The organism is Kribbella alba, assembly GCF_039529635.1.
Classification (GTDB): Bacteria; Actinomycetota; Actinomycetes; order Propionibacteriales; family Kribbellaceae; genus Kribbella; species Kribbella alba.
On sequence record NZ_BAAANE010000007.1, the window covers coordinates 85,154 to 98,804 of the forward strand.

The following is a 13,651-nucleotide window of genomic DNA, read 5'->3' on the forward strand; positions in this document are numbered from 1 at the left end:
GCCAGTCGTGAGGCGCCCGGAAAGATAGGGTGCGGCCATGCGTTTCGGTGTGCTCGGCCCGGTGGCGGCCTGGACGGATGGTGGGGAGCCCGTCACGGTTCCAGGCCTGAAGGTGCGCGCCCTGCTGGCCGACCTGCTGGTCCACGAGGGGCGCCCTGTCCCGGCTGACCGGCTGATCGACGACCTGTGGGGCGACGACCTGCCCGGCAACCCGGCCGGCACGCTCTCTGCCAAGGTGTCCCAGCTGCGCCGCGCCTTCGAGGACGCGGAGCCGGGCAGCCGCGCTCTGGTGGTGTCCGGCCCGGCCGGCTATTCGCTGAAGGTCGACAGCGCCACGTACGACGCGCTGGAGTTCGCGGGGCAGCTACAGCACGGGCGACTGCAGGAGGCGCTTGCTCTCTGGCGTGGCCCGGCCTTTGCGGACTTCGCAGACGAGCCGTTCGTAGAGACGGCTGTAGCCCGGCTGAGCGAGCAACGGCTCACCGCGCAGGAGGAGTACTTCGAGGCCCGCTTGGCGGCTGGTGATCTCGACCTCAGCGAACTGGCAGATGTCCTAGCGCACCACCCGCTGCGAGAACGGCTCCGGGCGACGCACATGAAGGCGTTGTACCGGGCGGGGAGACAGAGCGAAGCACTCGACAGCTACGAGGTTTTACGCGCGGTCCTGGCTGAGGAGCTCGGGCTGGATCCGGGCCCGGAGCTTGCCGCACTGCAGCAGGCGATCCTCACGCAGGAGCTGCCTTCTCAGCAGCAGCGGACGAATCTCCCGGCGCAGCTGACCGAGCTCATCGGCCGCGCGGAGGCTCTTGAGGACATCAGGGCGCGGATGTCGGATGTTCGGCTGCTGACGCTCACGGGCCCGGGCGGAGTGGGTAAGACGAGGCTCGCCCTCGCTGCGGCCGCGGGACTCGTCGACAGGTTCCCCGATGGGGTGACCCTGGTCGAGCTGGCTGCGGTAACTCCTGATGCGCTCGACGTGTCCGGCTCGCTGACGGACGCAGTACAGGCTGCTTTGGATCTGCGGGACGCGCCGGGGGAGTCGACCGTCAACAGGCTTGCTGCAGTGATGGGGCAGCGGCTGCTGGTGCTCGACAACTGTGAGCAGGTGGTTGAGGAAGCTGCCGCGCTGACTGGTCGGCTGCTGGCGGCTGCACCCGGATTGCGCGTTCTTGCGACGAGTCGTGAGCCGCTAGGCCTTACAGGGGAGGCCGTGTGGAATGTGCCGACGCTGCAGGTGCCCGCAGCGGCTGATGGTCTGGATCAGCTTCACGCTTCGAGTGCCGTGCAGTTGTTCGTCGCCCGAGCGGTAGCTGCCGACAGGGACTTCACCCTGGACGACGACAGCGCTCCAGCTGTTTCTGTGCTCTGCCGACGGCTTGATGGGATCCCGCTCGCTTTGGAGCTGGCCGCTACTCGCGTACGTGCCCTGGGCGTACACGGACTGGTCGCACGCCTCGACGACAGGTTCCGCTTGCTCGCGACCGGCCATCGAGGCGCTGCGCCCCGGCAGCAGACGTTGATGGCGATGATCGACTGGAGCTGGGACCTGCTGTCTGTGCAGGAGCAAACCGTGCTCCGGCGACTCGCAGTACATGCGGACGGTTGTACTGCGGACGCGGCCGAGCAGGTCTGTTCGGAACCAGGTGTCGACGTGCTCGACGTCCTGATGCGCCTGGTCGACCGTTCTCTGGTGGTCGCGGCGCACGGCTTGGACGGCCCGCGCTACCGACTCCTGGAATCAGTCGCGGCGTACTGCGTCGACAAGCTCCGCGGAGCCGAGGAACTCGACCGGCTCCGGCAACGGCATCACCTGTACTACGTGGAGCTCGCGGAACTCGCTAGGCCTCACCTGTACGGCGCGGATCAGCGTAGGTGGCTCCAGCGGCTCGACGACGAGTCCGGCAACCTCCGGAGCGCGCTGGATGGACTGATAGCCGCTGGGGATACCGAACTCGCTGCACGGCTGGTGGACGCGCTGGCCTGGTACTGGTTCCTGCGCGGACGGTTTGCCGAGGCCAGGCGAGCGCTGGAGGCCATCCCGTCCGTGGAGGCAGGAGCCTGGCGCGCCGGGTTCATGTATCTCCAGGGCGATAGGGATGCCGCGGCCGAGCGGGACCGCTGGCTGCCGCGGGTCGACGCCCGGGGTGAATGGTGGCTCGCCTTCACCGGCAGTGATGCGGGAGACCTCGTCACCTGCCTGGCGATGCTGGAGCACTCGCTGAAGAGCTTCGAGGAGTCAGGAGACCAGTGGGGGATCGCCGCGGTACGGGCGGCGCGGGCGAAGCATTCGCACGTTCGTGCCGACCTGACTGCGCTCGAGAGCGACGCCACGGAGAGCGCCCGGATCTTCCGCGAGCTGGGTGATCGCTGGGGTCTGCTGCAGGCGATTGGCTGGCTGGGCGCGCACGCGGAGCTGACTGGCGACCTTGAGGAGGCTGCCCGGCTCCACACCGAGGGGCTGCACATGGCTGAGGAACTTGGGCTGTGGACTGACGTTGCCGGCGAGCTGGGCTGGCTTGGCTGGATCGCTGTACGACGGGGCGAGTACGCCCAGGCTCGCGAGTACGGCCAGCGGGCGTTGCGCTTGTCGACCGAGCAGGGACACCGGCCGACGCAGGCCCTGGCGGAACTTGTCCTGGGCTTCGCAGCCCGGCGTGCGGGTTCGCTTGACGAGGCAGAGAAGCGCCTGCAGGCCATGGTGGATGCTGCTCGGGAACAGGACGAGCAGGTGCTCTACCTATCGATCGTGTTGGAGGAACTCGGGTTCACCCTGGAACTGCGCGGGCAGTACGAGGCTGCGCGTGCTCTGCACACCCAGGCTTTCCAGATCGCGCGCGACTACGACTCACGCCGCGGCATGTGCTGGGCGCTCGAGGGCCTCGCGGCGACGTACCTAGATCAGCCGGAGCTCGCCGCCCGCCTACTGGCAGCCGCTGCGGCTGCGCGCCAAGCTGAGCGGCATCTGGTCACTCCGGCGGAAGCCACCGACATCGAGCGGGTCGCTGCCCGGATCGGGACCCTTGACGTTGGCGCGGCGCTGTCGCTCGAAGAAGCCTTCGCGTTGGTGTCAGAGGTATAGATCGCCGGCCAGATACTTCAGGCCGGTGTCCGCTGTCTCCACCGCGTGGCCAGCCTCCATCAGGCGGCGTGTCAGTCCGCGAACACGGCCGGTACGTCGGCGACGATCCGCCGCAGGCTCCGGGTGAACCGCTCGCGCTCGGTCGGCGGGAAGTCTGCCAGCAGCGCGTCGAGGCGTCGCGTCAGCTCGTCGTGGAACCGGTGCACCGCCTCGGTGCCGGCCGGCGTCAGCTCCACGTTGACCGCCCGCCGGTCCCGCGGATCAGTCTCCCGTACTACGAGGCCGCGCTGCTCGGCGCGATCCACCAGGCCCGTCAGGCTGGAGCGTTCGAGGCCGAGTGAGCCGGACAGCTCGGCCATCCCGAGGGACCCGTCGGACAGTGTGCACAGCATCTGCGCCTGCGCCACGGTGAGGTCACACCCGCGCCCGACCTCGGAGTACAGGTTCTGCACGAGGAAGGTGAGGCGGACCAGTCCGCTGGCCGCTCCGAGGGTCTCCTTCATCATCCGGACTCCGCTTGTGATTGTTCGTGGCACGAAGTAATTTGTTCGTCGGGACAATATTACGTGGCACGAACAATCTGGAGCAATGATGGCGGACTACGGGCACGAGCTGCTCTTCGGCACGTTCCTGACCCCGGCGGTGCAGAACCCCGAGCGGGTGATCGCGCTGGCGCAGCTGACCGAGCAGGCCGGACTCGACCTGGTCAGCGTGCAGGACCACCCGTACCAGCCGCGGTTGCTGGACGCCTGGACGCTGCTGTCGGTGATCGCCGCGCATACACAGTCGGTGAAGGTGTCGACCAATGTGGCGAATCTGCCGCTGCGGCATCCCGTCGTACTGGCGCGCAGCGTCGCGACACTGGACCTGATCAGCGGTGGACGGGTTGAGCTCGGCCTCGGCGCCGGCGGGTTCCTGGAGGCCGTCGCTGCCAATGCAGGGCCGCACCTGACGCCGGCCGAGAGCGTCGACGCGCTGGAGGAGGCGCTGGCGATCATCCGCGAGGTGTGGCAGCCAGAGGGTGGCGGTATTCGGCTAGCGGGCAAGCACTACGCGGTGGCCGGGGCTAAGCGGGGTCCTGCGCCCGCGCATGACGTGGAGATCTGGCTGGGTGCTTACAAGCCGCGCATGCTCGCTGTGACCGGCCGCCTAGCCGATGGCTGGCTGCCTTCGAGTGCTTACGTCGGTCCAGACCAACTCGCTGCAATGAACAAGATCATCGACGAAGCTGCCCGCGAGGCTGGGCGCGATCCGGCCGCAGTGCGGCGGCTCTACAACCTGTCGGGACGCTTCGGCGGTGGCGGCGGATTCCTGCAGGGACCGGAGGAGCAGTGGATCGAGCAGTTGACGGAGCTGACACTTGCTGAGGGGATGAGCACGTACATCCTCGGCTCGGACGACCCTGACGACATCCGGCGGTTTGCCGATGTCGCTGCCGGGGTCCGTGAGGCTGTGGCCTCCGCTCGCTCAGGTCTTGTTGTCGAGCAGCCCGCCGCTCCTGCTGCTGTCGGTTCCGGCGTTGCGCCAGCTGTTTCCAACGGTTTCAGCGTGGTGCCGACGCCCGCTCCCGCAGTACGGCGTAGTGAGGTGCAGCCGTGGGACGAGTCGCAGCGGCCGACAGGCCCCGCCCTGGAACCCGGTCGGACTTATTCGCCGCACCAGCTGGCGTCGGGGCAGCACCTGATCGACGTACACGACCATCTGCGGGCTGAGCTCGAGCAGGTCCGCGACCTGGTTGAGCAGGTGGCGGCAGGCTCGATCGGTGTCGGGCAGGCGCGGTCTCACATCAACACCATGACCATGCGGCAGAACAACTGGACGCTGGGCGTGTACTGCGAGTCGTATTGCCGGCTGGTGACGACACACCACTCCATCGAGGACGCCTCGCTCTTCCCGCAACTGCGTCGGGCGGATCCCGCGCTGGTCCCGGTGGTAGACCGGCTACAAGAGGAGCACTTGGTCATCCACGACGTCCTGGAAGGGGTCGACAAGGCTCTGGTCACCCTGGTGGACGGCTCCGGCGACATCGCTGACCTGCGAGCCGCCGTCGACCTCCTCGACGACACCCTGCTCTCGCACCTGTCCTACGAGGAACGCGAACTGGTCGAGCCCCTCGCCCGCTTCGGCGTCATGTAGTCCGGCGCGCCGGCTACTTCGCTTCGCCGAGCAGGGAGGCCAGGATGTCGAGGAGGCGGAGGGTAGGAGCCTCGGAGAGGACTCGAGCGGCCGACGTGGCCGGCTCGGCGATCAGGCGGACCTGGAGCAGCTTGAAGTCCCGCACGTTCGCCGGGTTGACCAGGTCGTGGTGCACGGCGGCGAGAAAATCCGCCCCGGCAGCGGCGCTGCTGTAGGTCATCCGGATGAAGCTGTCACTGACCGGGAAGAGGTACGGCCGCTTCAGGTGCAGCAGCTTCGACTTCTTCGCCTGGCCGAACCCGCGGTGCCCGGAGAACTTCTCGTCGAGCGCGGTCGCCGCCTCGAACAGCGCGCTGCCCGGCGCGGCGTCCTCCAGCCGTGCGTCGACCGGGATCGCGGCGAACTCCTTCTCGGCGTCCACCTCGAGCAGCCAGGGGATGTCGAGCGCCTTCAGGTCAGAACCGATCAGCATCGTCCGGGCCAGATCCTCCAGCGTGACCCGGTCCGGCTCGGATCCGCCGACATGCGTCAACCCGGGAAGACCGTCGTAGTACTTCAGCACCGCGCCGTTCGTCTCGGCGTACAGCCGCAGCTGCGCGATGGCCTCGTCCACGACGATCTTCCTACTGCCGATGTTCATGAGCCACACCCTCACACTCTTCGTGGCAGACCCGCCAGCCGGATTGGGCGATCCGACTCCGAATCCGAGCTACATCCGGATGCGGTGCATCGTAGGGGACGGCCGGGCTGACACCCGGCGCAGGGTGACATGCCCACTCATCCACAGCCCGTAACCAACTCCGTCGACTCAACCTCGAACCTCGATAAACTCTGTGTCACACCCCATCACACAACGCAGACAAGAGCGAGCACCGTCCGGCCTTGGAGACAACCAACTCGAGCAGACCCGGCGCAAGCCCCGCGCCCGGTAATTCGTTTGCCGGGGTCGATCGCGGTCGCCGAGGATCGGGGGTATGACTATGGCCTTCGTTCTGATGCTTCCCAGTGCCGCCGTCCGGCCGGTACGGGTCGAGCAGCCGGGCGGCCGTCGTCGGGAGGCTACCCAGCTTCGATCGTGACCGCGGCGTTGGTCGCGGGGCTCCTCGCCGGCTATGGGATCGCCATGCCGGTCGGGGCCGTGGGGGCCTATCTCGTCGCGTTGACAGCTCGGACTTCCTTGAAGATCGGCGTGTGCGCCGCCCTGGGAGTCGCCACCGCTGACGGGGTCTACGCGGTGGTCGCTGTGGCGGGCGGGTCCGCCTTGTCGCCGGTGCTCGAGCCGTTGATGGCTCCGCTCAGGTGGACCTCAGTGCTGTTGCTGACCGGCCTCGCAGTCCTAGGTGCCACCAGGGCGATCAGGCAGTACTACGGGCGCCGGGTGGCGGGTGCGAACACTCAACTGCCGATCAGCGCATTCCGTGCCTACCTCGGCCTACTGGGCATGACCCTGCTCAACCCCATGACCGTCATCTACTTCGCCGCCCTCGTCCTGGGCGGACAGAGCGCAGCTGATCCGGGCCGGCTCGAACGGGCCGTCTTCGTCATCGCCGCGTTCATGGCGTCAGCAAGCTGGCAACTGGCCCTGGCCGGCGGCGGTGCGCTGCTTGGCCGCGCGTTGACCGGCGCCCTCGGCCGCCTTCTCACCGCGCTGACCTCGAGCCTCGTCATCGTTCTGCTTGCCTTGGCGCTGATGACATAACCACTCGGAGTCTGCTTATGTCACCGTCACCAGTTGGCCGCGAGTGCCCGGATCGCCGCCCGCTAAGAGGTCTGGATCGTCAAAGGGTGTGGGCGTGGGCGCGGGTGGGGGCCAGGAACAGGAGGACGGGGCGCCCGGTGTTGGGCAGGATGTTGGAGTAGGCCTGGAGCTGGGGGGCGTAGTAGGCGACGCGGGCGTCGAGGGCGGCTGCGGGGATGGCGTCGGTCTTGTAGTCGACGATGATGAGGGTGCCGTCGTCCTCGCGGTAAATGAGGTCGACGAAACCCTCGAGAACCGTGCCGTCAGGTTGCAGCGTGCCGATGTAGGACTCGCGCCAGTGCTCGCGCTCGGCGGCTCGCTGGACCACCTCCGAGGCCAAGGCTGAACGAACCAGCGCGGTCACGACGTCGGCGTACTCGACGACTCCCTCCGCCACACACTGGGCGGAGACGGCCGCATCGAGGCCCGCGCCGGTCGCGAGGTCTACGACTTGGAGCACGCCGTGCACGGCTCGGCCGATGGCGGTGCCGTAGCGGCCCTTGGACCAAGGCGGAAGCTCGAGGTCGCGCGGCGCCTTGGCGATGCCTGGGTCCGCACCTTGAAGGGCGACGTCCGGACCGGTCCCCTCGAGCCCGGAGGCGCTCTGGGCAGACCTTCTGCGGCTGGCCTGCCGCGCGGAGCTCACTCGCGCCTCCCACTCGGCGCGGTTCACCGGCGGCGCGATCTCGGCGGACGTCCGGGCGTCTACCGAACGGACAACAGCGGCCGGGCTCGTGAAGAGTGTCGCGTTGGCAGCCTCGGCTCCACCCGCCTGCGCAAGAAGTTCGGCGTTGCTCGAGTGACGGCGGTTGCCAGATCGGTGCAACGAGACGATCAGGTGATCCCGCGCTCGCGTGGCCGCGACATAGAGCAGGCGTCGACGTTCGTAGTCGTCCATCTGCTCGTCGACGGGTTGCACAAGGTCGAAGTCCTCGGTCTGCACGGACGCCTTCAGCTTGACCGCGTAACCACCATCAGCCGGCCACAACACCTGTACGCCGCGCTGGCGATTCGGCGCCGCGGTCATGCCGGACAGGATGACGATCGGGAACTCCAGGCCCTTGGCGGCGTGGATCGTCATCACGCGGACGGCGTCCGTGTCGGTCTCGGGCAGCACCGCCTCAGCGACGCGCGACGCCTCTTCGCCTTGATGGGCGGCCCAAGCCAGGTAAGAACGCAACCCGCCGTGCTCCACCTCGGACCAAGCCCGCGCCTGATCCACGACGAACCGGACCCGGCGCCAGGCATCACGAGCGCGCGGGCCGGTCGCGGCGACTTCCAGCATCCGGCGATCAGCGACGATCTTGGCGAGCACTTCGCTCGGCGTCATCCAGCGCGCCGCGTAGTACGTCCGGCGCAGCCACTCCATCGCCTCGCCGACGGGGTGAGTCAGCAGCGAGTCGGGGACGGGCGCGGTGAGCGTGAACGAGCCGCCTGACCGTTTCCAGCCGAAGAGGTCATCGTCACCGCAGCCGAACAGGGGCGAGCGCAGGGCCGTCACCAACGCAAGCTGGTCACTCGGATCGCCTAGAGCGCGGGCGCAGGCCAGCAGGTCGCGGACCTCGGCGGTCTGGTAGACGAGCGAACTGGCTTCCGCGCGATACGGGATGTCGGCCTGGTCCAGGGCTTCTTCGAGGAACGGCAGGGATGTGCGCGCCGGCACCAGCACTGCGATGTCGCCGGCTCCGGCTGCGCGCCACTCGGACGCCTTCTCGTCGTACACCTGCCAGCCCTCACGAAGCGCCTGGTCGACAACAGCAGCCACATCCGCCGCCTCGCGCTCCCGCAGCACGCTCGCCTGGGCCCGAGGCAGATCGTCATGAGGCTCCGCCCCCAACACCACCACAGCCGGCCCGCCACCCCCGTCCCCCTGCGCCAAGTCGCCGCCCCCGTCGCCGCCCGGCAAGGCGCCCTCATCGATGGACGACTCAGCCGGCTCTGATGGCACCAGCGAAAGACCACGCCGAATCGGCGTCACACTCGCGAGCCCAGGCTCGGCCTCGGTCGAGTCCTCACCCAGCAAGGAGAGCTGGTCTCCGCGCACAGGTGATGCGATGGACGGCGCTTCAGACAGTGCACCGGGCGATGAGACGGCGGACGACTCATCAGCCACGGATGTCGGCGAGAAGGTCGGCGAGAAGGTCGGGCGGTGGGGGGTCAGTGATTGGTAGGAGGGTTGGGCAGCGGGTTCGGCTTGGATCAGGTTGGCGAAGACGGAGTTGACCCAGTCGAGGACGGGGGCGACCGTGCGGAAGTTCGTGGTGAGGGCGACTGTTTCGCCGAGGAGCTCCTGGGCGGTCAGGTAGGTGGCGATGTTGGCTCGGCGGAAACGGTAGATCGACTGTTTCGGATCGCCTACGACGAAGAGCCGGCCAGGTGGCACCTCCACATCGCGCCAGTCCGGCGCGTCGGCTTCGGCGCCGCCCGCGATTCTGACGGCGAGTTCGATCTGGATCGGATCCGTGTCCTGGAACTCGTCCAGCAGCAGCCGCTGGTACCGCTCTTGCAGCGCCGACCGCACAGACGGATCCCGTCGCAGCAGGTCACGCGCGAGCACCAGCAGGTCGTGGAACTCCAGCCGCCCCTCCGCGCGCCGAAGCTCGGCAGACTCCAGCACCCGCACCGCGACCCAATGCGAAAGATGCCGCAGGCAAGCGTCGAGCAACAGCTCCACCAGCGAGCCGGCCACCTCGACGACCTCGGTGCAGTCGCCGCGGACCTTGGTGATGTCCGGCCAGTTCTCCTTGCGACCGATCCGGCCGACCTTCAGGACGCGCAGGGTCTGCAGGATCGCCAGCTGCGTCTCCTGATCAGTGGCGGCGCCGAGCATCGTGCCGAACTCACGGATCTGGTCCACCTTCGGCAGCAGCCGGTCGTCGGAGTCCAGGCAGTCGGCAGCGACCGCGCCGATCTTGGCCGCCGCGGCGACCAGCCCCGTCAGGTCCGGCATCTCCACCAGCTCCGGCGGGTCGACCAGGACGCGATCGCCGATCAGGTCCCAGTCGTTCCCGAACAGCCGGGCCAGCGAGCGCAGGTGTTTCAGTTCGACCCCGACCGCCATCGCCAGCAGCAGCGGTTCCGCGATCGAGTCATCGTCGAGCAACTGCTGCTGCAACTCTGCCCAACGCTCCTCGAACGCGACCGACGACCCGACCTCGTCCAGTACCTCGATCAGCGGCGGCAGCCCGGCCTCGATCGGATGCGCGAGCAGGAGTTGCTGCGCGAACGAGTGCAGCGTCCCGATCGACGCGGAGTCCAGGTCGTCCAGGGCTTCGTCCGCGAGCCGCCTGTCCGGCCCCTTCCGCGCCTTCTCGAACTCCACCCGCAGGCGGTCCCGCAACTCCGCCCCGGCCTTCTCCGTGAACGTCACCGCCGCGATCGTGCTCAGCGGCACGCCGTCGCGCAGGACCAAGGTGGTCACCCGGTCTACCAGCGCGTGCGTCTTGCCCGAGCCGGCGCCGGCCTCGACGAAGAGCGTCTCCGAGGTGTCCGACCGGATCTGTTCGCGGGCCTCCGCGTCCAGCAGTTCCTCACTCATCGAGGGCCACCTCCTCGAAGGCAGGCAGTGCACCCGGATCGATCAGCCGCACGAGCCTCTCCAACGTCGGATCGTTCCGCTTGCGCTCCCACCGGCTGCGTACCTCGCTGTGCCCGATCCCGTCGGGGTTGCAGTAGGGACATTGCACCCACAAGAAGTCCGGCACCTCGGGCGCCTTCGCAGGGAAGTACCCGGCGGCGATCGACGAAACGATCACGTCCAGCGTGTCCACGTAGCGATCCGCCACCTCAGCGGTCAGTGGCACGGGGATCCGCCGCCCACCCTTGCGAACGAACCAATAAGACGCCTCAACCGGTGTCGACTGCTCACCCAAGCGGGCCCGCGCGGCATACGCATAGACGGGCAGCTGCAGCTTCGTCCCAGCAGCAACCGGATCTGATTCGATCGCCTCGTAGCGCGAGAAGCCGCCCGTCTTCACATCGGTGACGTAGATCGTGCCGTCTTTGCCCAGATCCACCTTGTCCGCGCTTCCTCGCAGCAGGACGCGACCTGACGGGACGGGGATCTCCACCGGTGGTTCACCGTCGAAGCCGAACCGCAGCTCGCTCGCAACCACCGAAGCGTCATGCAGGGTGCGCCAGCGATCATCGTCAGCCAGCAGGACCAGCAGATCACCCAGGACACGAAGCCGCTCGCGCTGCCACAACCGCGGATGCCCCGTCAGTCCCTCAGCCTCGAAGCGGTCGGCAAGCTCCGCACCGATCGCGAGCAACAGCGACCTCTGCTCGTCTGCCCAGGGCTCGCCATAGCCCGGCAGCGAGCCCGCTAGGCGGGAGACGAACGCATCCAGGCTGTTGTGAATCAGGTTCCCTATCTGCAGGGGCGAGATGACGAGTAGATCCTCGGGCGATTCGAGTGGTTCGACCTGCAGCAGCCGCTCGACGAAGTACGCGTGCGGGCAGGTCGCATAGGACTCGAGCGAGGTCGGCGAGGCGACGCGATCGTCCACCGCATAATCCGGCAGCCCTGCCACGCCCGACAGATTCCCGTCGAAGCGAGTGAACTCGTCGCCGGCTCGCGCACGCAGCAAGGCCCGGGCCCGATCGACCACCCCGTCGGCGAGAGACAACCCGGCCGAGGCTGCTCGCACCTGCCAGTCCTGCTCCGTCGCCGGCATAGTTGCCGTAGTCAACGAACCGGCGTAGGACGCCGACGTGAGCATGCGGTCGCCGTACGACGCCTGGTCCCATTCCGTCGCGGCGAGGGCGTGATCGCCTGTCAGTGACCGCAACGTGCCGAGCAACCAGCGCGTCGGCAATCGCCGGCTGGATCGCCGCAGATCGCCACGGGGGAACGACGCGACCACTCGCGACGATCCCGCTGAGAAGGCTGCGAGCAGGTGCCGCTGCTTCTCGTCCAACCGATCACGGAAGGACGCCAGCTCAGGCGCCGCGGCCTCGCGGACGCGATGGGGGAGGAGCGCATCCTCGTGGACGCGGCCTGGATAGAGGTCTTCTGACAGACCGAGCACATACACGACGTCCACCGACAGCCCGATGCTCGTCGACAACGGCGCAACCAGTACTCCGGTGCCGAACGTCCCGACGCGGGGGAGGGACTGTTGCAACTCCAGGTCGAGGACGTCTCGCAGTACGGTCAGGCTGGCCGGTGTGCCGAGCTCGTCCAGAGTGGACAGCCCGCGGAGGGATCCCTCGACCGCGACCGCGGCATACTGCTCCTCGACGGGCAGCGATGAGTAGTCGCCGAGCAGATCCTGGAACAGCCTGAGCACCGACTGCGCGAGCTCCGACCAGCTCCCCAGGAGCGAAGCCGCGTTCAACCGGCGCCGGAGCTCCGTCGCGAATTGGTGCAACTGCTGAGCGGTAGCCGCGTTGCGCTGTGCACGGCGGACCGCGGCCGGACGAGGATCCTCCGCGGCCTGCTCCTGCTCGGCCGTACGCCGCTCTGACTCCACATAGCCCGCGAGTCGCACGTCCCAGTCGTCGCCGCGAACCACACCGGCGACCCGGGACAGGCGCTCCCACTGCGGCACCGGGATCCGCTCGCCGGTGAAGTCTCGCGTCGGCGCGTTGGCCAGAGCGCGGAACACGTCGGCCCGGGGGAGATCGTGGTCGACCAGCGCGAGCACTTCCAGCAACGTCCGGCCGAGTGCCCGCTCGTGGACCGGCCGGGTCCCCGGGCCGTTGACCTCGATCCGCGCGGCGGCGAGGTGCTCGTGCAGCAACCTCGCATACGGCGTCGCGGCCGAGTAGAGCACGGCGATCCGATGAGCCGGCGTGTGCTCCAGCGCGGCAACCACATCCCGCACCACGCAACGAACCTCGTCGTCGGCATCCGACGCGTTGAGCACCTCGGTCGCGACCGGGTAGTTCTTCGAGATGGAGGTCGGCAGGTCGATGCCGATCCGCTCGAGCGATCGCCGGACCGCGCGGTCGGCCCGCCGGACATCGGTCAGGCCGACGATCACGGTCAGATCCGCCGCGGCCGATCCCAACGCCTCCACGAACCCTGCTTCGGCCTGGGTCAACTCCTGCGGCAGATAGAGCACCAACGCGCCGAGCTCCGCCACCACCGCCGGGCTCTCCGCGGCTCGGGCCGACGCGGCACGCAGCAGGTCCGTCTCGTCGTACCAGTCGGGCATCAGTCCGCCGGTGATCTGACGATGCAGCCGCACCAGATCAGGAGCGAGCCCGGACGCGGCTGCGACCTTGTCCAGCGCCGATTCGCTGAGATCGCGCAACTCCCGATGAGCTGCGGCAAGCGCTTGGATCGTGGACGGGTGATCCGCCACCTCTTCGAAAACCCCCGGCGCCTTCGACAGCGCGGTACGCCAGGTCGCGGCCACGATCGGGCGCGTGGCCGGCCGGCGCGGGGCGAGCAGGCCGCCGGCGAGTTGCTCGGCCAGCCGCGGCAGGGTCGCGAGGTACAGACCGGCGATCCCGGACACGGCGAGGAAGCGGCGGGCGATGACACCGGCGAGATTGTTCGGCAGCAGCAGCGTGACGGGCTTCATCGGGTCGTCGCCCTTCAGCCCCGCGACGACCTCGCGAAGCCGCTCCAGCGCTGCCGCGCCGTAAGCCGTGGTCTCGATCCGGATGCCGCTCACCCTTCCCCCCTCCTTGCCGAAGCCGAAGATCCCTGCCGTCAGACGACTGACTGTCAGACCAGACGCTAGAGC

Annotated in this window: 7 protein-coding genes; 3 read left to right on the top strand and 4 right to left on the bottom strand. The window is 68.3% G+C overall.

The annotated features are described in order from the left end of the window. The first annotated feature begins 37 nt into the window (after positions 1–37). Positions 38–3,079: an AfsR/SARP family transcriptional regulator gene (locus ABD210_RS18440; RefSeq protein WP_344112873.1), complete on the top strand. Its 3,042-nt coding sequence runs from the start codon at positions 38–40 to the stop codon at positions 3,077–3,079. A 71-nt stretch (positions 3,080–3,150) separates the two neighbouring features. Here ABD210_RS18440 and ABD210_RS18445 read toward each other — a convergent pair whose 3' ends face one another. Further along, positions 3,151–3,585 (bottom strand): MarR family winged helix-turn-helix transcriptional regulator, encoded by a 435-nt coding sequence (locus ABD210_RS18445; protein ID WP_344112874.1) that lies wholly within the window; start codon positions 3,583–3,585, stop codon positions 3,151–3,153. 82 nt (positions 3,586–3,667) lie between these two features. Here ABD210_RS18445 and ABD210_RS18450 point away from each other — a divergent pair, with 82 nt between their 5' ends. Next, positions 3,668–5,215 carry an LLM class flavin-dependent oxidoreductase gene (locus ABD210_RS18450; protein ID WP_344112876.1) on the top strand — a complete coding sequence of 516 codons (1,548 nt, stop codon included), beginning with the start codon at positions 3,668–3,670 and terminating at the stop codon, positions 5,213–5,215. 13 nt (positions 5,216–5,228) lie between these two features. Here ABD210_RS18450 and ABD210_RS18455 read toward each other — a convergent pair whose 3' ends face one another. After that, positions 5,229–5,855 (bottom strand): DUF6308 family protein, encoded by a 627-nt coding sequence (locus tag ABD210_RS18455; RefSeq protein ID WP_344112877.1) that lies wholly within the window; start codon positions 5,853–5,855, stop codon positions 5,229–5,231. Positions 5,856–6,290: 435 nt separating this feature from the next. Between ABD210_RS18455 and ABD210_RS18460 the strand changes: the two genes are divergently transcribed. Beyond that, complete coding sequence (locus ABD210_RS18460; protein WP_344112879.1) at positions 6,291–6,914, top strand: LysE family transporter; 624 nt, start codon at positions 6,291–6,293, stop codon at positions 6,912–6,914. A gap of 79 nt (positions 6,915–6,993) precedes the next feature. Here ABD210_RS18460 and ABD210_RS18465 read toward each other — a convergent pair whose 3' ends face one another. Both ABD210_RS18465 and ABD210_RS18470 read right to left on the bottom strand, forming a co-directional pair. Then, complete coding sequence (locus tag ABD210_RS18465) at positions 6,994–10,491, bottom strand: UvrD-helicase domain-containing protein (protein ID WP_344112880.1); 3,498 nt, start codon at positions 10,489–10,491, stop codon at positions 6,994–6,996. Beyond that, a complete protein-coding gene (locus ABD210_RS18470; RefSeq protein WP_344112881.1) occupies positions 10,484–13,579 on the bottom strand; it encodes a PD-(D/E)XK nuclease family protein in 3,096 nt (1,031 codons plus the stop codon). The genes ABD210_RS18465 and ABD210_RS18470 overlap by 8 nt, the downstream gene beginning before the upstream one ends. Positions 13,580–13,651 lie beyond the last annotated feature (72 nt).